Annotated in this window: 20 protein-coding genes; 2 read left to right on the top strand and 18 right to left on the bottom strand. The window is 54.9% G+C overall.

What is annotated here, in order from left to right; translation table 11 throughout:
* Nucleotides 1–29 precede the first annotated feature (29 nt).
* From ACN0UH_RS17650 to coxB, 3 genes are read right to left on the bottom strand one after another with little or no spacing between them, the layout of a single operon-like run.
* Entirely contained in the window at nt 30–584 is a 555-nt protein-coding gene (locus ACN0UH_RS17650) for a cytochrome c oxidase assembly protein (protein ID WP_417663282.1), read from the bottom strand.
* Between the two features lie 9 nt (nt 585–593).
* The gene (gene ctaD, locus ACN0UH_RS17645) at nt 594–2,183 is read right to left on the bottom strand and encodes a cytochrome c oxidase subunit I (RefSeq protein WP_339513265.1); all 1,590 of its coding nucleotides are present in this window, start codon (nt 2,181–2,183) and stop codon (nt 594–596) included.
* A gap of 1 nt (nt 2,184) precedes the next feature.
* A complete protein-coding gene (gene coxB, locus ACN0UH_RS17640; protein ID WP_417663281.1) occupies nt 2,185–3,312 on the bottom strand; it encodes a cytochrome c oxidase subunit II in 1,128 nt (375 codons plus the stop codon).
* A 528-nt stretch (nt 3,313–3,840) separates the two neighbouring features.
* Here coxB and ACN0UH_RS17635 point away from each other — a divergent pair.
* Complete coding sequence (locus ACN0UH_RS17635) at nt 3,841–4,497, top strand: hypothetical protein (RefSeq protein WP_417663280.1); 657 nt, start codon at nt 3,841–3,843, stop codon at nt 4,495–4,497.
* Nucleotides 4,498–4,559: 62 nt separating this feature from the next.
* Here the strand turns inward: ACN0UH_RS17635 and ACN0UH_RS17630 are convergent, their stop codons facing one another.
* From ACN0UH_RS17630 to ACN0UH_RS17575, 12 genes are all read right to left on the bottom strand, one after another.
* The gene (locus tag ACN0UH_RS17630) at nt 4,560–5,273 is read right to left on the bottom strand and encodes a carbonic anhydrase (RefSeq protein ID WP_417663279.1); all 714 of its coding nucleotides are present in this window, start codon (nt 5,271–5,273) and stop codon (nt 4,560–4,562) included.
* 373 nt (nt 5,274–5,646) lie between these two features.
* Nucleotides 5,647–6,588 carry a carbohydrate kinase family protein gene (locus ACN0UH_RS17625; RefSeq protein WP_417663278.1) on the bottom strand — a complete coding sequence of 314 codons (942 nt, stop codon included), beginning with the start codon at nt 6,586–6,588 and terminating at the stop codon, nt 5,647–5,649.
* 69 nt (nt 6,589–6,657) lie between these two features.
* A complete protein-coding gene (xylB, locus tag ACN0UH_RS17620) occupies nt 6,658–8,154 on the bottom strand; it encodes a xylulokinase (RefSeq protein ID WP_417663277.1) in 1,497 nt (498 codons plus the stop codon).
* Nucleotides 8,155–8,193: 39 nt separating this feature from the next.
* Nucleotides 8,194–9,147, bottom strand: coding sequence for a transaldolase (gene tal / locus ACN0UH_RS17615; protein WP_417663276.1), 954 nt, complete (start codon nt 9,145–9,147; stop codon nt 8,194–8,196).
* A 15-nt stretch (nt 9,148–9,162) separates the two neighbouring features.
* On the bottom strand, nt 9,163–10,644 hold the full coding sequence (locus ACN0UH_RS17610; RefSeq protein ID WP_417663275.1) for a mannitol dehydrogenase family protein: 1,482 nt from the start codon (nt 10,642–10,644) through the stop codon (nt 9,163–9,165).
* Nucleotides 10,645–10,665: 21 nt separating this feature from the next.
* Nucleotides 10,666–11,766 carry an ABC transporter ATP-binding protein gene (locus ACN0UH_RS17605; protein ID WP_417663274.1) on the bottom strand — a complete coding sequence of 367 codons (1,101 nt, stop codon included), beginning with the start codon at nt 11,764–11,766 and terminating at the stop codon, nt 10,666–10,668.
* Between the two features lie 15 nt (nt 11,767–11,781).
* Entirely contained in the window at nt 11,782–12,615 is an 834-nt protein-coding gene (locus ACN0UH_RS17600) for a carbohydrate ABC transporter permease (protein WP_417663273.1), read from the bottom strand.
* A 10-nt stretch (nt 12,616–12,625) separates the two neighbouring features.
* Nucleotides 12,626–13,552 carry a carbohydrate ABC transporter permease gene (locus ACN0UH_RS17595; RefSeq protein WP_417663272.1) on the bottom strand — a complete coding sequence of 309 codons (927 nt, stop codon included), beginning with the start codon at nt 13,550–13,552 and terminating at the stop codon, nt 12,626–12,628.
* Between the two features lie 83 nt (nt 13,553–13,635).
* Complete coding sequence (locus tag ACN0UH_RS17590) at nt 13,636–14,946, bottom strand: ABC transporter substrate-binding protein (RefSeq protein ID WP_417663271.1); 1,311 nt, start codon at nt 14,944–14,946, stop codon at nt 13,636–13,638.
* Nucleotides 14,947–15,170: 224 nt separating this feature from the next.
* Nucleotides 15,171–16,079 (bottom strand): AraC family transcriptional regulator, encoded by a 909-nt coding sequence (locus ACN0UH_RS17585; RefSeq protein ID WP_417663270.1) that lies wholly within the window; start codon nt 16,077–16,079, stop codon nt 15,171–15,173.
* Nucleotides 16,080–16,223: 144 nt separating this feature from the next.
* Complete coding sequence (locus ACN0UH_RS17580) at nt 16,224–17,282, bottom strand: PA0069 family radical SAM protein (protein WP_417663269.1); 1,059 nt, start codon at nt 17,280–17,282, stop codon at nt 16,224–16,226.
* Between the two features lie 133 nt (nt 17,283–17,415).
* A complete protein-coding gene (locus ACN0UH_RS17575; RefSeq protein WP_417663268.1) occupies nt 17,416–18,420 on the bottom strand; it encodes a bile acid:sodium symporter family protein in 1,005 nt (334 codons plus the stop codon).
* 82 nt (nt 18,421–18,502) lie between these two features.
* On the opposite strand from ACN0UH_RS17575, the gene ACN0UH_RS17570 reads away from it, so the two are divergent.
* Nucleotides 18,503–19,291 (top strand): AraC family transcriptional regulator, encoded by a 789-nt coding sequence (locus ACN0UH_RS17570; protein ID WP_417663267.1) that lies wholly within the window; start codon nt 18,503–18,505, stop codon nt 19,289–19,291.
* On the opposite strand, the gene ACN0UH_RS17565 is transcribed toward ACN0UH_RS17570, so the two are convergent.
* From ACN0UH_RS17565 to prlC, 3 genes are read right to left on the bottom strand one after another with little or no spacing between them, the layout of a single operon-like run.
* Nucleotides 19,288–20,061, bottom strand: coding sequence for a DUF3658 domain-containing protein (locus ACN0UH_RS17565; protein ID WP_417663266.1), 774 nt, complete (start codon nt 20,059–20,061; stop codon nt 19,288–19,290). The two genes, ACN0UH_RS17570 and ACN0UH_RS17565, sit on opposite strands and share 4 nt — an antisense overlap.
* A gap of 6 nt (nt 20,062–20,067) precedes the next feature.
* On the bottom strand, nt 20,068–20,340 hold the full coding sequence (locus tag ACN0UH_RS17560; protein ID WP_417663265.1) for a YheV family putative zinc ribbon protein: 273 nt from the start codon (nt 20,338–20,340) through the stop codon (nt 20,068–20,070).
* The gene (prlC, locus tag ACN0UH_RS17555; protein ID WP_417663264.1) at nt 20,337–22,385 is read right to left on the bottom strand and encodes an oligopeptidase A; all 2,049 of its coding nucleotides are present in this window, start codon (nt 22,383–22,385) and stop codon (nt 20,337–20,339) included. The genes ACN0UH_RS17560 and prlC overlap by 4 nt, the downstream gene beginning before the upstream one ends.
* Nucleotides 22,386–22,486 lie beyond the last annotated feature (101 nt).

The raw sequence follows: 22,486 nt of genomic DNA, 5'->3' as shown, positions 1-22,486 counted from the left end.
TTCTCCTTATTAAGGCGAAACTACGCTCATTACTTATGACTAATCTGCGCGACCGGTGGGATGCGGGCAGTGACATCAAACAAGGTGTACGCCAGCGTCAGGTGATGCACGTCGGCGGGTAGATCTTTATCAACGATAAATCGCACCGGCATTTCAATTTGCTCGCCGGGCTGGAGGATTTGCTGGGTGAAACAGAAGCACTCGGTTTTATGAAAATAGGCAGCAGCCTTGGACGGTGCAACGCTTGGAATTGCTTGAGCCGTCATCGGTTTATCGGTTGGGTTACTGGCCACAAACACCATCTGGTTGGTTGCGCCCGGGTGCACCACAATGTCATCCGCTATCGGTTTGAATTTCCAAGGCATGTCGACGTTGTTGGTGGCCAGAAACTGCACCCGCACCTGACGTTCGTTGTTTTCAACTTGAGCTCCTTCAAAAGCTGAGCCGCTGGTTTTGCCATTAATGCCGAACGCTTGGCACATCACGTCGTAAATCGGCACCAGTGCAAAGCCAAAAGCAAACATGCCCACCACCACGCCTAATAGGCGTAGCACAAGACGGCGGTTGGGCATCGGGCTGCTCATGCGAACTCCTTATTTAACTTCAGGTGGCGTGGAGAAGGTGTGGTAAGGCGCAGGCGAAGGAATCGTCCACTCCAGGCCATCAGCGCCATCCCAAGGCTTGGCTGGCGCAGGTTTGCCGCCACGAATGCACTTGATGACGATGAACAGGAACAGTAGCTGTGTGGCGCCGAACATGAATGCCCCAATCGAGGAGACCATGTTGAAGTTGGCGAACATCAGGTTGTAGTCCGGAATCCGTCTTGGCATGCCAGCAAGACCGACGAAGTGCATCGGGAAGAACGCCATGTTCATGCCGATGAAGCTCATCCAGAAATGCAATTTGCCGAGGGTTTCGTCGTACATGTGCCCAGTCCACTTCGGCAGCCAGAAGTAGGCTGAGGCGAAGATGCCGAAGATCGCGCCGGGCACCAGCACATAGTGGAAATGCGCCACTACAAAGTAGGTGTCGTGGTACTGGAAGTCAGCGGGCGCAATCGCCAGCATCAGCCCGGAGAAACCTCCGATGGTGAACAGAATGACGAAGGCCACGGCGAACAGCATCGGCGTCTCGAAGGTCATTGAGCCCTGCCACATGGTGCTCGCCCAGTTGAACACCTTGACCCCGGTTGGCACGGCAATCATCAGGGTGGCATACATGAAGAACAACTCACCGGTGAGTGGAATACCCACGGTGAACATGTGGTGCGCCCAGACGATAAATGACAAGAAGGCGATCGAGGCTGTCGCATACACCATCGAGGTGTAGCCAAATAATGGCTTACGCGCAAAGGCCGGAATGATTGAGCTGACGGCGCCAAACGCCGGCAGAATCATGATGTAAACCTCTGGGTGACCAAAGAACCAGAACACATGCTGAAACAGCACCGGGTCACCACCGCCTGCTGCGCTGAAGAAGCTGGTGCCGAAGTGAATATCCATCAACATCATGGTTACGACACCCGCCAACACAGGCATTACCGCGATCAGCAGGAAGGCGGTGATCAGCCATGTCCAGACAAACAGCGGCATTTTCATCAATGTCATGCCAGGGGCACGCAGGTTAAGGATGGTCGCAATCACGTTGATCGCGCCCATGATCGAGCTAACCCCCATCAAGTGAATGGCGAAGATGAAAAACGTCACGCTTTCAGGTGCGTATGTTGTCGACAGCGGTGCATAAAAGGTCCAGCCGAAGTTCGGCCCCCCACCCGGCATAAACAATGTACTGACCAATAAAGCAAAGGCTGCGGGCAGCAACCAAAAGCTAAAGTTGTTCATGCGCGGCAGGGCCATGTCTGGTGCGCCGATCATCAGCGGCACCATCCAGTTGGCCAGCCCTACAAATGCAGGCATTACCGCACCGAAGACCATGATCAGGCCGTGCATGGTGGTCATTTGGTTAAAGAATTCCGGCTGCACGATTTGCAGGCCGGGTTGGAATAACTCAGCACGAATAACCATGGCAAAGCTACCGCCAAGCAGGAACATGGCGAAGCTGAACCACAGGTACATGGTGCCAATATCTTTGTGGTTGGTGGTCAACACCCAACGCATCAGGCCTTTAGCTGGGCCGTGGTGATGGTCATGTCCTGCATGACCGTGGTCGATCACTGCACTCATGTCATTGCTCCTCGGCTTGCTTGAGCTCTAGCACTTCTTTGGGGGTGACCATATCGCCTACCTTGTTACCCCAAGCATTACGCTCGTAGGTGATTACCGCCGCGATATCGACTTCAGACAGCTGTTTGCCGAAGGCTGCCATCGAGGTCCCCGGCTTGCCGTGGAAGACGATACTGAGGTGATCCTCTTTTGGCCCCGTGGCGATCTTCGAGCCATCCAGCGCCGGGAACATAGGCGGTAAACCTTGGCCTTCAGCCTGGTGACATGAGACGCAGGTGGTGTGGTAAACCTTGTCGCCGCGCGCGACCAACTCTTCAAGCGTCCAATCTTTCTCGGTCAGCTCTTTGAGTTTTGCCGTTTCGGCTTTCTTTTCAGCCAGCCACGCGTCGTAGTCAGGCTTCGATTTGGCTTCGACCACGATCGGCATAAACCCATGGTCCTTGCCGCACAGTTCAGCGCACTGGCCGCGGTAGAGTCCTGGCTCATCAATGCGTGTCCATGATTCGTTGATGAAACCAGGAATAGCGTCCTTCTTCACCGCCAGTGCAGGCACCCACCACGCGTGGATAACGTCGGCGGAGGTAATCAGGAAGCGGATTTTTGCGCCCACTGGGACTACCAAAGGCTGGTCGACTTCAAGTAGGTAATGCTCGCCTTTTTCAGCCTGGTTGCTGATTTGTTCGGCGGGCGTTGCCAAGTTGCTGAAGAACTCAACATCCTGACCGAGATACTTGTAGTGCCACTTCCACTGATAACCGGTGATCTGGATATCAACGTCTGATTCAGAGGTGTCGTAGATATCAATCAGGGTCTTGGTCGCGGGGATGGCCATCAGCACCAAGATGATTAAAGGCACAATGGTCCAGAGGATCTCGACCGTAGTGCTTTCATGGAAGTTGGCGGGTACTTGGCCGGTCGAGCGTCGGTGAATAAACATCGACCAGAACATCGCGCCAAATACTATTACGCCGATGACCACGCAGATCCAGAAAATGGTCATATGCAGGTCGAAGACGGTGCGGCTTACCTCAGTAGCTCCTGGTGTCATGTTGACAGTCCAACTCGCCTCAGCGGTACTGAACGCCAACCACAGCAGCAGGCCCATCCAAACACGTGGATGTCGCGACATTGCGGGTTCCCCTTATGGTTCTTGTTATCCCGCCGGCGTAGCCTGCGGCAAAGGGATCAACTACCAAGCCCTGGCGCGTGTTAACGGCCTGAGTCTGTGGCAACAACTGTTAAACCCTGTCCGTGCCGAAGCCCGTCCGGTTCCATCAAAGCAGTGCCTATCGCTCTGGAGTATAGTCGGCGACTAGCAGCCCGCAATGTGAAAGCTGAAATGGTTGATACTTCGCAAGGCTCGTCCTAAACCCCACGGACGGCGGGGCTTTGCAAATGCTGTCAGGCAAGCTTTATAGCTGGCTGGTATAGAAGTTTTTTGAGTTATGACAATCGCGTCTTAGAGTTAAGCGGACAGCAACTAGGGTTGCAGGGTCTGTTTGTCCCGGGAGTCGGTGAATGTCGAAGCATCTGTAATCGTTGAGATCCACCCTTGTCTATGGAGTGACTACCCACTAGCAGTTGATTGCTGTGCCAGATAATTATTGGCTTGCACGCTGCCACTTAAGCACCAAGGCCCTCGCTAGAAGGAGCTGCCATGAACACCCCTGCTATACGCGAACTTATCAACAAAGCGCTAAAACATGAGGCAAACACCGGCCAACTGGCCGCTCAGTTGGAGACGAAACTTAAAGATATCCACCCCTCGATCCGCTTACCTGAAGCCAACCCTTTAGCGGTTCTGATTGGCTTTGTGACGGCTTATATCGAAGAAGTGCCCCAAGTCATTGATGCGGCGACTGAGGTCGCTCGTGAGGCTGGTATAGAAGACCGAATCAAACCAGTGCTCAAGGTAGCCGAGCAATTCTTCCTGCAACCGCCCGAGCTGATGTCTGGTCATGACGGCCTTGATGGTCTGCTTGATGAAGCCTACTTGGCGCACCGGCTGGTTATGGAAGTTAACGACCTGTATATCGCCCACCTCGGCCAACCGCTGATTCCGTTAGATACCACTATTGCTAACTTGATTGCTCACGAACTGATTGGCGAGCCGTTTGCCAATCAATTGGATGAAGCGGTGCATCACACGGTCATGAGCATGCTCAATAAAGACAGCTTTAAGCAGGACTCTGTCGTGGCTTATCGCGAGCGCCTGAGTGCACCGACAACCGAAGCGGCCTGGAAGCGCTGGCCGTGCTTTTCGAAGCAGCTAGGCGTTGAGTTGGTGCTGGATGGGCAGCGCGTTTCCCAATAAAACGCCGGCGATAATCGTTTGAATAACGATTATCGCCGTTCAGGTGAAGCAACTGTCATTGATTAGTCGTGGCGGTAGCGAGCACGCGGCGTAGCCAAGGGCGTCGGGCCTTCATCGATCGAGCGGAACTCGCCCAGCTCGGCATCATAAGCGACGATTTCACTGGTTTCGATATCGTAGACCCAGCCATGCACAAACAGCTGGCCACTGGCGATTTTGGCAGCCACCGAAGGGTGAGTGCGCAAGTGATCGAGTTGCGCCAGCACGTTTTCTTTGGTCAGCAAGCCCAGCGTGGTGTGGTGATCAACGCAGCCGCAATTTTCTGCGACTACTGTTTTCGCCACTTCAGCATGACGCAACCAGGCCTTGACCGTTGGCATACGCTCCAGCGACTCAGGGTTTAGAACAGCCTTCATGGCGCCGCAGTCGGAATGGCCGCAAACAATGATGTGGTGCACATTGAGCGCCATGACCGCGAACTCGATCGCCGTTGAAACGCCGCCCATCATCTGCCCGTAAGGCGGTACGACGTTGCCAACGTTACGGGTGACGAACAAGTCGCCCGGATTGGTCTGGGTGATCAGTTCTGGAACGATGCGCGAGTCGGCGCAGGTAATAAACATGGCGCGTGGAGTTTGCTCATGCGCAAGCTTCTTGAACAGTTCTTCTTGTTGAGGAAAAACTTCCTTACGAAAGCGCCGGAAGCCTTCAACAATGTACTGCAACGCCTCATCAGCACTTTCTGTATGCGTGGCGTCTACTTGTTTTTTATCCATGCTACCAACCTCGAAAACCACAGGAATATCGAAGCCTGCCGGCTCAGGTTAATCATCCGCCGGTTTATCAGGCCAATACTGGACAGCCCAAAAAGACTTCAAGTCACAACTTTCAGGTGAATGTTCTGACAGCTGAGTCTAGCGGTCTACTGCATCAAGAAAAATGCTTTTTGTAACCTCATTTAGCCTCGGTGCCAAATGTGAAAGAGGTCGGGCAAATCATGGATGAGGCGGCTTGAGGCAATCCTGCTCGATGTCTTTCAGCTGTAAACAGACGTCTCAATACCCTGCTGGTCGAAGGTGTTTAGGCTGGCGATTACTGTAGGCGCCACTCCAGATCATCGGGCCTGTACCGATTGGGCACGATGAGTATCTAGAGCCCTTCGACTTCGGCAAGCAAGGGCAAGTCCGGGCCTGTACGCGAGCAGGTAATCGCTGCCGCGCGCACGGCCAGCTTGAGCATTGCGTCAATCTGCTCGCGTTTGATACTGGCCAAGGTGTTTGGCGAGTCCAGTTGGTTACGCTGCAGGTAAGCGAGCAGCGCCGCTTGAAAAGTATCACCGGCGCCCACCGTATCGCGGATGGTTACTGAGGTTGCTGGCACACGCCAGTGGCCATGCTGATAGCTGAATACGCTTGCACCTTGCTGCCCGCGCGTTAAAAAGACCAGTTGGCAGCGTTCACTTAGCCAACTGTTCGCCAGTACTTGAGGGTCTTGTTCTGGGTAGAGCAACGCAAGGTCGTCATCGCTGACTTTGATCATGTGTGCGTAGTTAACGAAGGTTTCGACACTCCGGCGCCACAGGGCAATATCCGGTTGCGGATTAAGCCGCACATTGGGGTCGTAACTGATCAAGCGCTGCTGGTGCTGCGCCTTGACCAACTCAAGCAGCGTATCCGCCACCGGTTTCACCACCAGCGAGTATGAGCCGATGTGAATGCCGCGTACGTGTGCATCAAGCTGCGGTATATCTTCGCAGTGTAACTGGCGGTCTGCACAACCTTCGCCGCGAAAAGAGTATTGCGGTGAACCGTGCTGGTTAAGCCCAACCATGGCCAAGGTAGTCGGGGCATCAGAGCCGACCAGATAGTCAGCGCTAACACCTTCTTCAGCGAGTACACGCCGCAAGCGCAGGCCAAAGTAGTCTGTCGAAATACCGGTGAGCAGTGCCGACTCAACACCCAAGCGGCGCAAACCAATCGCCACATTGAAGGGTGAGCCGCCAGCCACTGCTTTGAACGCAACCTCGCTATTACGCGGGCTGGGCTCAACGCTAAAAAAATCGAATAAAGCTTCGCCACACACCAGATACATGAGCTGCTCCACGCAGATATAGCGCTCAGTCATCGAATTGTTGCGACCAAGCAGCCAAGTTAAAAATGCTTACTGAGAAACCGCTTGGGCACTCTTTAGCTGTTCACGATAGCGGTGATAGACATATTCATACTGCGCACTGCGTTGTGGGTCTGGGGCTGTGCGGGTGTGATCATCAAGGCGCACGCAGGCATCGCAAAGTAGGTCCAGTGAAACTGCTTTGCCGCCTAATCGGGCCACACACCAGGCCGCTTGAATCGCCGCACCGAGCGCCGCCGCCTCCGTGTATTCGGGGCATACCAATGGTGTTGCCATGATATCGGCTACGGCCTGACGCCACATTGGGCTTTTCGCCGCGCCGCCGATCAAACGGATTTCGCGGCTCTGAATGCCACTGTCACGCAATAGGTCAAGGCCATAGCGTAGGCTGAATAATGTGCCCTCGACTACCGCGCGGCAGAGGTTGGCGCGATTGAGGTTTTCACTGGTCATGCCGCTGAGACTCGCTGTTGCATGGGGCAACGCGGGCACACGCTCACCGTTGAAAAACGGCATCATCAGCAAGCCTTCTGCGCCGATTGGAGCAGCGTTCACCAGGTTGGCAAAGTCATCAAGTTTGAGTTCTAGCAATTGCTGAATCAGGCCGCTGGCGCTGGTTAGATTCATCGTGCATATGAGCGGTAACCAGCCGCCGGATGACGAACAAAATGCCGCTACTTGTGGATGCGTGCTAATCACTGGCTGATCGCCATAGGCATACAAAGTGCCCGAGGTTCCTAGGCTCATGGTGATCGCCCCGGGGCGGATATTGCCGGTGCCGATTGCACCCATCATATTGTCGCCACCGCCACTGGCAACGATGACATCAGGGTTTAAGCGCAAGCGTTCGGCGGCCTCTGTACGCAAGGTGCCGACAGGCTGGTCGGAGTCGATCAACTCAGGCAGTGCCTTGATCAAGCGCCCGGTCGGATCGATATGCTCCAGCAGTTCGGTGTCCCATGTACGAGTGCGAATGTTGAAGTAGCCGGTCCCAGAGGCATCACCGTACTCACTGCAGCAGCGTCCGGTCAGCCAATAGTTGAGATAGTCGTGCGGCAACAGAATGTGAGCAATCTGGGCAAACAGTTCGGGGTGATTGCGTTGGGTCCAACGTAATTTGGACACGGTATAACCGGGCGCAATTGCCACGCCGAGGCGTTCGATGGAGCCTGTTTCGCCACCTAACTCGTCAAGCAGTTGTTGGTTTTCTGCGGTCGACTCGGTGTCGCACCAGAGCTTGGCCGGGCGCAGCACATGCCCCTGTTTATCAAGCAATACCAGACCATGTTGCTGGCCGGAAACCGCCATGCCTTTGATCATTTGGCCGCTGATACCAGCCTGCTGCAAAGCTGCTTGTGTAGCCTGTTCCAGGGCTGTAAGCCATTGATCAACGTGTTGCTCGCGACGGCCATTGGCGCCACTGATCAACTGGTGTGAAGCACTGCCTTGACCCAGAACCTCGCCAGTTTCAGGGTTGAGGATCAGTGCTTTAGTGCCCTGTGTACCGCAATCGATACCTAAATACATACGTGCCTCTAAATAGCGTTTACAGCAGCCTGAACATGCTCAGTGCAATGCCTTGGCTACCAGCGCTGCTAATTTGAGATGGTCGACATGGAACTGGCGTATACCTTCGGCAAGTTTCTCGGTGGCCATGGCGTCTTGATTCAAAGCCCAGCGAAATTGTTCTTCAGTGAGGACGCTTGGACGCGGCAGGCGCGGATGATTATCAGCCAGCACGGCGTTGACCTGAGCATCTTGCTGAGCCAGTTGTTCGAGCAAGGCTGGGCTGATAGTCAGGCGGTCACAACCGCTAAGCGCCAGCACTTCGCCGATGTTGCGAAAACTTGCAGCCATGACCACGGCTGGGTAGTTGTGTTGCTTGAAGTAGCGATAGATATCGCACACCGAAAGTACGCCGGGATCGTTCTCGGCGTTGAAGTTATTGTGCCCTGCGGCCTTAACATGCCAGTCGAGAATTCGCCCCACGAAAGGTGAGATTAAATACACCCCGGCTTCGGCGCAGGCGCGTGCTTGTGCTTGGTTAAACACCAACGTCAAGTTGCAATGAATGCCTTTGGACTCAAGCACCCGCGCAGCTTGAATACCTTCCCATGTGGCTGCAACTTTGATCAGGATACGATCAGCGCTAACCCCTGACTCGCGGTATTGAGCAAATAAATGGCTGCCACGTTCGACCGTCGCGCAAGTATCAAACGACAGCGATGCGGGAACTTCGGTCGAGACTTTGCCCGGTACCTGCTTGAGGATTTCCAGGCCCATAAGTACGGTCAGCCGATCACACGCAGTGTTGACGATTTCTGCGGGCGTGGCATTTTCGCTGGCCCAGCTCAGGGCGGCAGCGAGCTGTTCAGAGTAATGCCCGGACTGCAGTGCCTTGAGAATAATTGACGGATTGGTGGTCGCGTCAGCTGGCTGGAAACGTTTTATTGCTTCAATGTCGCCGGTATCGGCAACTACAGTGCTGTGCCGCTTGAGTTGTTCGAGCATGCTTGGCATAAGGTTGCGCCTCGTCTAGTGAGAGTCCGCAAGCAGTGCTTGCAAAGTGCCGGTTACACCCAGCGTGCGCAGGCGATGTAGGTTGCGTTCAAAGGCCTGAACAAATGCAGGCGAGGCGGCTAGCTTTGGGCCGAAAATGCTTTCAGTGCCTAAAACTCGCTCAGTCAGTTGCGCATCGTCGCTGACTAGCGTGCGGCAATAATCTGCACGAGGGTCAATGATGGTGTAATGCTCCCCTTGCTCATCAACCTCTTTGAGGTATAGCGCCCACGCCGCAACGACCAGCGCGGCAGAGTCCAGCGGCTGGTCTTCGGCGATTAACTGGTTGAGCGTCGGTACGATAAATTTAGCGAATTTTGACGAGCCATCCGAGCACACACGCTCAAGTTGGTCGGCAATTGCCTGATTGGAAAAGCGCTCAATCAAGGTGTCTTTGTAAACACGTAAATCAATCCCCGGCACCGGCGCCAATTGCGGTGTTACATCGACATCCATAAAGCGTCGGATGTAGCTGAGCATCAACTCATCGTTCATGGTTTGGTGAACGAAGCGGTAGCCCTTGAGAAAGCCCAGATAGGTCAGCGCCAGATGGCTGCCGTTAAGCAGCTTGATCTTCATGTCTTCATAAGGCGTGACGTCGTCGGTGAACTGCACGCCGACTTTTTCCCACGCCGGGCGACCGTTGCAGAACTTGTCTTCCAGGACCCACTGCACAAAGGGTTCGCACACCACGGGCCAAGCATCTTCAACGCCGTGCTTTGCGGCAAGTTCCTGGCGATGACTGTTCTTGGTCATCGGCGTGATGCGATCGACCATGGCATTGGGGAAGCTGACGTTAGTTTCAATCCAGTTAGCCAGTTCGTGGTTCAGTAGATGGGCAAAGCTGAGCAATGCCTTGCGCGTAACCGTACCGTTATGTGGCAGGTTATCGCACGACATCAGGGTAAACGCCGGAATGTTCGCGGCGCGGCGTTGGGCCAGTGCCGCGCAGAGAAAACCAAAGACGCTGCGTGGTGACTGCGGGTGCGCGAGATCATGCTGGATTTGCGGCAGGGTGGCCATGAATTCACCCGTGCTGTCGTCCATGCAATAGCCGCCTTCGGTAATGGTCAGCGAGACAATTTTTACCTGCGGGTCACTGAGCTTGTCGATCAACGCTTGCGCTGAGTCTTCAGCCAATAGCATGTTGCGGATCGAGCCTATTACACGGACCTCGGCACCGGGCTCATCTGCCAGTTGAACCAAGGTATATAAATGGTCCTGTTCGGCAAGTGCGTCGCGCATTGCGCGGTCTTCTGCGCGTAAACCCACGCCACAGATTCCCCACTCAGCGGCTTCGCCTTGGTTAATCAATGCGTCGGTATAGACGGCCTGATGCGCCCGATGAAAGCCGCCGACCCCAATATGGACGATGCCTTCAGCGACAACTGATTGGATTTCGCTAGGTTGGCCAATATCAGCTGAAAGCTTGGATAAATTCTGGCGGTTGAGTTTCATCGGAGTCCCTTAGCAAGCCGCTTAAGCTGCTGATTGAATGCGTTTGTCGATAGCCTTGCCGCTGTCGTCAAACAGGTGGCAATGTGTGGGGTCGAAGCTAATACCCAGGGTTTCACCGAATTTAGGTGCGAAGTCGCCGCGTACTCGCACAGTCAGCATTTCACCTGATTGACTGCGTACATGGCAGTAGGTGTCGCTCCCAAGGCGCTCGCTGACATCGGCGGTGACACTGAATATGCCTTCGCCAGTTGGCACGATATTCATATGTTCAGGGCGAACGCCCAGCGTCACTTCACTGCCGGGCGCAAGTGGCGTGACTAACGGCAGGGTTACGCTGGCACCAGCCTCAAGATTGACCTCGCATGCGTTTGCCGTGGTCTGACTCACGCGTGCACGCAGAAAGCCCATGGTCGGTGTGCCCAAGAAACCAGCAACAAACAAATTGGCGGGATGGTGATAAAGCTCAAGCGGTGAGCCGACTTGTTCGACGCGTCCGCTGTTCAGCACCACCACTTTGGTGGCCAGCGTCATGGCTTCGACCTGGTCGTGGGTGACGTAGATCATGGTCGCTTGCAGATCCTGATGCAGGCGCGCCAACTCCAGACGCATCTGCACGCGCAGCGCCGCATCGAGGTTGGACAGCGGCTCATCGAAAAGAAAGATCTTCGGGTTACGCACAATCGCCCGGCCGATCGCTACACGCTGGCGCTGCCCGCCTGAAAGTTGCTTGGGTTTGCGTTCCAGCAAAGGGTCGAGTTCGAGAATACGCGCAGCGCTTTCCACCTTCTCTTTGACTTCTTGCTTGGGCGCCCCTGACAGATCGAGGCCAAACGACAGGTTTTTGCGCACGGTCATATGTGGGTACAAGGCGTATGTCTGAAACACCATGGCCAGATCACGCTTGGCCGGGGCAATCTCGGTAATGTCCTTACCGTCCAGCTCCAGGCTACCGCTGCTGACATCTTCCAGGCCGGCAATCAAGCGCAGCAGGGTCGATTTACCGCAGCCAGAAGGCCCGACAAACACCACGAACTCGCGATCATGGATATCCAGATCGATGCCTTTGATGATCGAAAACCCTTCAAACGCTTTTTTCAGATTGCGTACTTTTAGATCAGCCATTACAGAATCCTTTTGTTATTTGACGGCACCGAAGGACAGACCGCGAACCAGTTGTTTCTGGCTGATCCAGCCAAGAATTAGAATCGGCGCACAGGCCAAGGTCGAAACAGCTGAAAGCTTGGCCCAGAACAGGCCCTCAGGGCTTGAATAGGAGGCGACCAGTGCGGTCAGCGGCGCGGCTGCGGATGAGGTCAGATTGAGTGACCAGAACGCCTCGTTCCAGCACAGAATCAGCGATAGCAACATGGTCGAGGCCAAGCCGCCTCGAGCAATTGGCAGCAACACGCGACTGATTTCCTGCAGGGTGGTTGCGCCATCCAGACGCGCGGCTTCGAGAATGTCGACCGGGATGTCCTTGAAATAGGTGTAAACCATCCAGATCACGATCGGCAGGTTGATCAGGGTATAAATCACGATCAGCGCCAGGCGCGAATCAAGCAAGCCCAAGCTCTTGCAGATCAAATAAATCGGCATCAAGACGCCTACTGGCGGGAGCATCTTGGTCGACAGCATCCACAGCAATGTGCCTTTGGTGCGCTTGGTTTCGAAGAAGGCCATCGAGTACGCCGCAGGCACAGCAATCAGCATGCACAGTGCGGTGGCGATGAATGAGATCAGTACCGAGTTCCAGGCGTAACTGAAATAGTCGCTGCGATCATTGATGTGCAGGTAATTTTCCAGTGTTGGGGTAAAAATGAATTGTGGCGGCGTCGCAAACGCGGCGAGTTCAGTTTTAAAGCTGGTCAGCACCATCCAGAAAATGGGAAAGAAGATCAGCCCGGCAATTACCCAAGCGGCGCAGCCAACTACTAAGCTTTGCAGGCTGCGTTTTTGTTTAAGAGTCAGCATGGTCACGTCCTCACTGTTTGTCTGTGAGGCTTTTGCCGATCAATCTGATCAGCACTAGCGCCGCAATGTTGGCAATCACAACCGCGATCAAACCGCCCGCCGACGCCATGCCGACATCAAATTGCAGTAGCGCTTGGTTGTAGATCAGGTAAGCCAGGTTGGTCGATTCAAAGCCCGGACCACCGCTGGTTGTAGTGAAGATTTCGGCGAAAATCGACAGCAGGAAGATGGTTTCAATCATCACCACCACGGCAATCGGACGCGCCAGATGCGGCAGCGTCAGGTGCCAGAAAATCGCAATTGGGCCGGCGCCTTCGAGGCGTGCGGCTTCCTTCTGCTCCTGGTCCAGCGACTGCATGGCGGTCATCAGCAGCAGGATTGCGAAAGGCAACCATTGCCACGAGACAATCATGATGATCGAGAACAAGGGGTGTTGCGCCAGCCAGTCCACCGGCTGTGCGCCGAAGAACTTCCACACCGCCGCGAGAATCCCCGAGACCGGATGAAAAATCAGGTTCTTCCACAGCAGCGCGCTGACCGTCGGCATGATGAAAAAGGGTGAAATCAGCATCACCCGAACTATGCCGCGCCCCCAGAATTCACACGCCTCAAGCAGTGCTGAAATCAACACGCCGAACACCACGCTAATCAGCAATACGCTGCCGACCAGCGTCAGGGTGTTCAAGGCGCCCGGCATAAAGCCCGGGTCGGTCAGGAAGTATTCGAAATTTTCCAGCCCGACAAAGCTCTCTTCACCCGGGTACAACAGGTTGTAGCGGATGGTCGAGAAGTAGATGGTCATGGCCAGCGGCACGATCATCCAGAGCAGCAGCAACAGCACGGATGGACTGACCAAGAACCAGCCCACTTTGAAGCCGCGTTTCTTAACGTTCGAGTCTGTAGGCTGCTGGGGCATATCGAGAGCCGAAGTAGGCATGGCAACTCCAAAAGTGAGGAGGATGAACAAAACCCTACCCGGCGCTGTTCAAGCGCCGAAGTAGGTACTGCCTATGGGAAGGGTTACTTCAGATAGCCCGAGCGTTTCATTTGTCGTTCAGTCGCGGTTTGCGCGGCTTGAAGTGCCTGCTCGACGCTCATGCCGCCAGTCAGTGCAGCGGCAAACTGTTTGCCGACCTGAGTGCCAATGGCCTGGAATTCAGGAATGGTCACCAACTGCACGCCGACATAAGGCACCGGCTTAAGCGTTGGTTTACTCGGGTCAATCGACTTCAACGACTCAAGCGTGACCTTGGCAAAAGGTGCTGCTGCCATGTACGCATCGGTGTAGGTTGATGCGCGCGTACCTGGTGGCACATTGGCAATGCCATCGGTCTTGGCAACCAACTCGGAGTAGGCTTTTGACGTCGCCCACATGCTGAAGGTCTTGGCGGCGTCTTTTTCTTTGGAACTGGTCGGGATAGCCAGTGCCCACGAGTACAACCAGGACGAACCTTTGCTGGTGGTTTCAATCGGCGCAAACGTAAAGCCGACATGATCAGCCACTTTGCTCTGGCCCTTGTCGGTGACAAACGAGCCCGCGACGCTAGCGTCTACCCACATCGCGCACTTACCGCTGTTGAACAGTGCAAGGTTCTCGTTGAAACCATTGCTTGATGCGCCCGGAGGGCCGTATTTTTGCATGGTGTCGACGTAGAAATTCAGTGCATTTTTCCACTCGCTGCCGGTGAATTCAGGCTTCCAATCTTCATCAAACCAGCGCGCGCCAAAAGAGTTGGCCACAGTGCTGATCAGCGCCATATTCTCACCCCAGCCCGCTTTACCGCGTAGGCAGATGCCGTATTGATCTTTATCCGGGGCATGTAATTTGGCCGCAAAACCTGCCATCTGGCTCCACGTCGGGTGCTCAGGCATTTCCAGGCCAGCGTCTTTGAACAGGTCTGTGCGGTAATAGGTGATTGAGCTTTCCGCGTAAAACGGTAAGGCGTATAGCTGACCTTTGACGGACAGTCCTTCACGGACCGAAGGGAATACATCATCAATATCGTATTCGGCGCTGAGGTTGGTCATGGGTTCAAGCCAACCTTTTGCGCCCCACAATGAGGCTTCATACATGCCGATGGTCAACACATCAAACTGACCGCCCTGAGTGGCGATGTCTGTGGTCAGGCGTTGACGCAAGACGTTCTCTTCCAGCACCACCCACTTCAGCTTGATGTCGGGATGCTCCGCTTCGAAGGTTTTTGCCAGACGCTGCATGCGGATCATGTCGCTGTTGTTGACCGTGGCAATCGTCAGCGTTTCAGCGGCTTGGCTTAAACCAGACAGCGAAAAACAGGCGGTGGCAGCAAATGCCAGAGATAACTTATTCATTTATTGACTCCTCTTCTGCTCCCGTCCTGGCCACAGAAGATCGCTATTATTTTTGTCGTGCTCGCCCCGATTACACCGTTGCGGGGGCGGTATAACAAATCCTTGTCTGCACAGTTACTGATACTTTTTTGCACTTGCTGGGCCATGGCTTAATATGGAAAAGCCCATGAAAGCCAGCAGGTAAAGGGAGTTGTATCGGGTTTACTGTTTTGAGGAGGTATAAATCAGTACAGGTTTTGTTCAGAAAAACGCTGAACAACTAGCTTTCTGTAGTGCGAAGGCGTCATGCCCTTGAGCTGCTGGAAGCGGCGGTTAAAGTTTGAGATGTTGTTAAAGCCAGACTCAAAACACACGTCGGTAATGGGTTTGTCGCTACGCGTCAGCAGTTCGCACGATTTACTGACCCGCAGACGATTAACAAACTCAACAAAGCCGCGTCCGGTTGCCTGCTTAAAAAAGCGCGAGAAGTAAGTCGGTGTCATGCCCAGAACTTCCGCCACGCTGTCTTGGCTCAGCTCCTGTGCGTAATGGCTGAAGATGTAGTCCACCGCCAAGCTAATACGGTCGACATGACTTTCATCGGCCAGTTGCGAAGAAGTGACCCCGGATAACAACTGGTAATCCTCGGTTTCAGCCAACAGTTCAAGCAAGATCAAAAAGTGTCCGAGCCGCTTGATGCCTTGTGATTGGGCAATTGCGGTCATCAGTTGCTTAGCTTGAATAATCACCTGTGGATGATGAAATTCAATACCAAATTGAGCTCGGGCTAATAATGGCGTCAGGGTTTTCAGCTCAGAAAACACATTGGTTCCGCTGCCGAGCACTTCATGGGTGAAGTTCACCAGCATGTCGCGGTCCTGTACCTCTTGTTCGGTTTCGTCGAGCTGGCTGATCCAGTTATGCGGCAGGTTGGGGCCGGTCAGGAATAAACTGTTGGGGGCAAAGTTACCGATATAGTCGCCGATAAACACTTTGCCTGAGCTGGCGGTAATCAGATGCAGCTCGAACTCTTTATGGAAGTGCCAGCGCACCAAGGGGCTCGGAAAACCATGCTGACGGTAAATCAGCGAATGGCCGCCGTGGTCGTCCATTAACTCATATGAGGGGTCTGTTACACGGGCAATTCGAGTCATAGTGGCTTGGCGATTTGCGAGTTATCCAACTGCCCTGAGCAACTTCACGTCGCAATAACTAATGCACTGGCGTTTCAGGGTTCTAGGTTTTTGTAGCACAGTCTGGCGTTACAACCTATGACCGCGTCTATCGCTCGCAGTTTTCTACAACAGCGCCAATTGCCCGCCTGGAGGGCAAAACTGTGAACAGTCCAGCTTAAAATCGTCTCGCTGGTTCAGTCCAAAGCGCTTTATGGCCAGAGCAAAACGCTTGGCGATTAACTCAGCAAAGGCACCTTCGCCACGAAAGCGATGACCAAAGCGACTGTCGTACAGTTGGCCGTCGCGGCTTTGCCGGATCAAGCTCAACACATGCTCAGCGCGTTGCGGGTAATGTGCGTGCAGCCATTCCTCAAACAGCGGCGCGACTTCACGCGGTAAGCGTACAAACATATAGGAAGCGCTTTGCGCGCCCGCCTGCTTGGCTTTATCGAGCAGGCTTTCCAGCTCCATGTCATTAATCATTGGAATCATCGGTGAGCACAACACACCGACGGCAATCCCTTGTTCACGCATGACGCTTATGGCCCGCAAGCGGGCCGTAGGTGAGGCTGCGCGGGGCTCCAGGATGCACTTCAATTGGTTGTCCAGCGTGGTCAAGCTGATCATCACTTTAACCAGGCGTTGTTTGGCCAGTTCCGTGAGGATGTCCAGGTCACGCAGGATCATCGAGCCTTTGGTGATAATGGTGACCGGGTGACGATAGCGCAGCAGCACTTCGAGGATTTTGCGCGTGAGCATATGCTGGCGCTCAATCGGCTGATAAGGGTCGGTATTGGCGCCCAGGTTGATCGGCGCGCAGCTATAACCCGGTTTGCTCAGTTGTTGTTCAAGCAATGCCACGGCATTGGTCTTAGCGATTAATTTGGTTTCAAAATCGATGCCGGGCGACATATCCCAATAGGCGTGGCTGGGTCTGGCGTAGCAATAAATACAGCCGTGCTCACAGCCGCGATAGGGATTGATCGAGCGATCAAAAGGCAAGTCTGGCGACTGGTTGCGGGTAATGATGCTCTTGGCCGTTTCAAGGCGTACTTCGGTCGCAGCGGTTGGCGGCACTTCTTGGAACCAGCCGTCATCAGTGGCAATCACCTGCGTCTGTGCGTAGCGGTTCAACGGATTACTGGCCGTACCACGACCGCGCGGAGGTAGAGAGACTGACATCGCGAAGACCCATACAAAGGAGTGGCTGCACTAATTGCTGTATGTTTATACAGTTAAAAGTGCAATCAAGCCACGCCTCTTTATGCTGCGCTGATCAACGGTGTCATAGCAGTTGGTCGGCCAGGACCTGCGACTAGCGCACCAAAGGTGGTTCCCCTTTCAGGCTTTCGACCTCCTCTGGGCGCTGCGCATAGCGTTGCGCGAGAACGGCGCAAACCATGAGTTGAATCTGGTGAAAAATCATCAGTGGCAGGATCAGCAAGCCAATGGTGCTGCCGGCAAACAACACCTGCGCCATTGGCACGCCGGTGGCTAAACTTTTCTTCGAGCCACAGAACACAATAGTGATGCGGTCTTCCTGGTTGAAACCAAACCATTTGCCCAACAAGTGCGTGCCGAGCAGCGAGAAGGTGAGCAGTACGCAGCAGGCAAATACCAGCCAGGCAAGCTCAACCAGCGGTACCTGGTGCCACAAGCCTTCGATGACCGCCGCGCCGAATGCGGTGTAAACCACCAGCAAAATCGAGCCTTGATCGACAAACTTGAGCCAGTTTTTATTACGCGCCACCCAGTCACCAATCCAGCGTCTGGCAATTTGACCGGCCACGAACGGCACCAACAACTGCAAGGTAATCTTGCCAATCGCATCAACTGTCGAGCCGCCATCACCGTGGACGTTCATCAACAGCGCAACCAGCAACGGAGTAAGGAAAATACCAAATAGGCTCGATGCCGCAGCGCTGCAAATCGCGGCGGGAATGTTGCCGCGTGCCAGCGAAGTGAAGGCAATGGCCGACTGCACCGTAGCCGGTAAAGCACAGAGATAAAGCATGCCCAAATACAGCTCATTACCCACCAAAGGTGAGAGCACAGGTTTGAGCGCCAAGCCCAGCAGCGGGAACATGATAAAGGTGCAAGCGAACACCAGCAGGTGCAGACGCCAGTGACTGGCACCTGCAATGATTGCCTGGCGTGACAACTTGGCGCCATGCAGGAAGAACAGCAGGGCAATGGCCAGATTGGTAATCCAGCCGAAGGCAACCGCCGTCTGCCCGCTAGCGGGTAACAGGCTGGCGATGGCAACCACCGCAATCAGGGCGCAGGTGAAGTTATCGGGCATGAAGCGCTTGAGTGACATGTTCGAATCTCGTACTTGCAGACAGGTTGAGGCAAACACTACCCTGTTCGCAGCTTTCCGACTAACGCCAAAGAGCCAGTGAATGTCGCCAAACAGACAAGGGCAGATTATCCATCGCTCACTGCCCGAGCTTCCGGCCTTGCCGCGTCCGCTCTATGGCCGGGTTGAGTCGCTGCCAAATCGGGCGCTGACGTTTCGCCACAGTCATCCTTGGGTGCAATTGTCCTACGCCATTGCCGGAGTGCTTGAGGTGCAGACGGATAACGCCCGATATGTCGCGCCACCGCAGCGCGCGGTTTGGCTGCCTGCGGGGTTGGAGCATCAGGTTTCCAGTTCGTCGCACACGGAAATGCGCAGCCTGTATATCGAGTGTTCAGCCGTGGCCTGGGCCCCTGAAACCTGTCGCGTGTTAGCGGTTAGCCCATTGCTGCGCGAGTTGATCAATCGCTTCAGTGATGTGCCGGTTGAGTACGACGAGGCGGGTGCTGATGGGCGCTTGGCAAATGTGCTGCTCGATCAATTGCGAGTCGCGGCGGAGGTGGATCTGGTGCTGCCAATGCCACATGATCAGCGCTTGCAGACGTTATGTTTGAGCTTGCAGGAGAACCCCGAACAACATGCGACGCTGGCGCAGTGGAGCGCGGATCTGAACCTTTCAGAGCGCACCTTGAGCCGCTTGTTTTTACAGGACACCGGGCTGACCTTTCGTGCCTGGCGTCAACGTTTACGTCTGCTTGGCGCATTGGCACCGTTGGAGCAGGGTGAGCGGGTGACTGATGTCGCGTTGGGCTGCGGCTATGATTCTATTTCAGCCTTTATTGCCGCCTTCAGGCAGCACTTTGGTGCCACGCCGGGTGAGTTCTTTCGTTAGCTGCGTTTAACAGTTTGTTCGGCATAGGCGGTGTCCAGGGGCGCTGAAAAAACCAGTTCCCCGCTGGCGACCAGTTCACGTGCGCACCACCAGAGAAAGAAGTCAGTGGCGAAAAAACCATTGCACTCAGCCATGACGCTGGCCATGACCCGGCCCAGTGGTAGCCACTGGTCTGTGCAAAAATGCAGCAGGCGCTGGCGAATATGCTTATGGCTTTCACCGTGGAATGCGCCGTCACGCCAGCGGCGAATGTCCGCATTTTCAGCCACAGCTGCGTGCCATTGCGCGGCCAACTGTTGGCGTTGTGCGGTTCTGAGCTGTTTGGGTTGATGTAACGCTGCCAGCGCTTGCGGTGAATGCATTGCCACAGCCTTGCGGGTTTCTACACGACTGTCGCCGCTGCCACAGGCTACGCGCCATAACTCGACATTGGAGCCTTCCAGTGCCGCCGCGACACGAGCAAGCAGCAGTTGCTCCGACGCGCTGTCGCCATCCCATACGGTTACGGCTTGCTGTTGTTGGGCTAAGCCGTTCAGCCATAAAGCATCGGCGCTTAGAGATGGCCCGAAATCAGGTTGCGGCTTCACGGAGGCGGGCCATACCTGTTGCCAGAAGTCGCTGCGTGAGTGGCAAGGCGGTGTGTCGACATCAGCCAGCGGGCCGACGGCCAAGTCATCACGCATCACCCGCAGCGACTGCTTTGCAGTCTCTGCGCCAATGATGTGAGTTACACCCTCCACTGCGTTATCACCGCACACCAAGTGCCACATAAATGACTACTCGGGTTTTTTCAGCTTCGGATTAGGGAAAAACTGCACGGTTTGCACTTTCGTCTCAGCCGGTTTGACTGCTGCTTTGTTCACTCGCGTGCCTAGCTCACGCGGCACAGACTGGCCTTGTGCGTTAAGCAAGTCGGTAAAACCACAGGCCACGCACTCACGGTGCGGCACGCCATCTTCATCCCACATTTTTACCGTGTCTGTGGCGCTACACGCCGGGCATACGGCACCGGCGATAAAGCGTTTTTTCCGGGTGTTGCTGTCAGTCATGCTGCCTCCTGACTCAGGCCAAGATGACGCAGCAACGCGTCAATACGTGGCTCACGGCCACGGAAGTTAACAAACAGAACCATCGGTTCCTGTGAGCCTCCGCGAGCCAGAATTGCCTCGCGGAAGGCACGGCCTGTGTCACTGTTAAACACACCTTCTTCTTCAAATTTGGAGAAGGCATCGGCAGACAATACCTCCGCCCACTTGTAGCTGTAGTAACCGGCGGCATAACCACCAGCGAAGATGTGCGCAAAGCCATTCGGAAAGCGATTGTACTGCGGGGGACGCATTACCGAGACTTCGGCGCGGATGCTTTCAAGCACCTCCAGCACGCTGCGACCGTCGCCGTGGGTGGCGTGCAGCTCGAAGTCGAACAGGGAAAACTCCAATTGGCGAACCATCATCAGGCCTGACTGGAAGTTCTTCGCTGCGAGCATCTTGTTCAGAAGGTCTTGCGGCAGTGCTTCTCCCGTCTGGTAATGACCTGAAATCAGTGACAAGCCTTCCGGCTCCCAGCACCAGTTTTCCATGAATTGGCTCGGCAACTCGACCGCATCCCACGCCACGCCATTGATGCCCGAGGCACCAGCGTGTTCAACCTGGGTGAGCATATGGTGCAAACCGTGGCCAAATTCGTGGAACAGGGTGGTGACTTCATCGTGGGTCAGTAGCGCAGGCTTGTCGCCAACGGCTGGGGTGAAGTTACACACCAGATTGGCCACTGGGCTGATTAGCTCGCCAGCAGCATTGCGGCGTTTATCACGCGCACCATCCATCCATGCGCCGCCACGTTTGTTGGCGCGGGCATACAGATCGAAGAAGAAGCGGCCGACATGCTCGCCGTTCTCGCTAATCTCAAACAGGCGCACATCGGGGTGCCAAGTATCGAAGCCACTGAGCTCTTTGATCTGAATCCCATAAAGTTTTTCGACAATGGCGAACAGGCCGGTCAGTACTTTATTGATCGGGAAGTACGGGCGCAGGATCTCTTGCGAGATGCTGTAGCGCTGCTCGCGCAGTTTTTCGCCGTAGTAACCGGCGTCCCAGCTTTGCAGGTCGGTGCAGCCCTGCTCACTGGCGAAGGCTTGCAGCTCTTTCAGGTCCTGCGCGGCAAAGGGCTTACTGCGCACCGCGAGGTCGCGCAGGAAGCTCAGTACTTGCTCATTGTTCTCGGCCATCTTGCTCGACAGGCTTAGCTCCGAGTAGTTGGCGAAACCGAGCAGCTTGGCCAGCTCTTGGCGCAGGTCGAGAATTTCCTGCATAACCGGGGAGTTGTCATTTTGCCCTGCGTTCGGGCCTTGATCCGAGGCGCGCGTGCAGTAGGCGGCATAGACTTCTTCACGCAGCGCACGGTTGTCGGCATAGGTCATCACTGCGTAGTAGCTTGGGAACTCTAGCGTGATCAACCAGCCTTCAAGGTCTTTGGCTTTGGCTGCTTCAGCCATTTGCTGTTTGGCAGAGTCAGTAATGCCCTGCAGCTGCGCTTCGTCAGTGACGTGCTTGCTCCACGCCTGAGTGGCGTCGAGCAGTTGGTTGGAGAAGTGGCTGGCCAGCTCGGAAAGCCTCATCTGAATTGCACCGTAGCGCTGTTGCTCAGCTTCTGGCAGGTCGATACCGGACAAACGGAAGTCACGCAGGGCGTGCTGCAAAATAGTCTTTTGCGCGACATCATAATCCGCAGACTCAGCGCTGGTGGACAGCGCCTTGTAGGCCTCGAACAGCGTGCGGTTCTGGCCAATTTCGGTGAAATATTCGGACAGTTTTGGCAAACAGGCTTCGTACACCTGACGCAATTCGGCGTTGTTGCGCACGGCGTTGAGGTGGCTCACTGGGCCCCAGGCACGCTCAAGGCGCCCGTTCAGCTCATCAAGCGCCAGCACCAGCCCGGCCCAGCTCGGAGCGTCGGCATGTTGCTCAAGCAACTTGGCGATGGCTGCGCGGTTCTCAGCAAGAATGGTGTCTACCGCGGGCTCAACATGCTCAGGGCGAATGCTGGAGTAAGGCGGCAGATCGAAGTTCTGGAGCAGCGGATTGCTAGCGGTCACGGGCAGGCACCTGTCATGTGAAGGCAAAATTAAAAAAACTATTGGTTCAGTTATTGGGTCGCACAGGCCAATTAACAACCCATAGGCTTGGTATCTTAATT

It is taken from the genome of Pseudomonas sp., assembly GCF_048265905.1.
Lineage (GTDB): Bacteria > Pseudomonadota > Gammaproteobacteria > Pseudomonadales > Pseudomonadaceae > Aquipseudomonas.
Note: the sequence above shows the minus strand (reverse complement) of the source record. Positions and strands in the feature narration are given on the sequence as shown.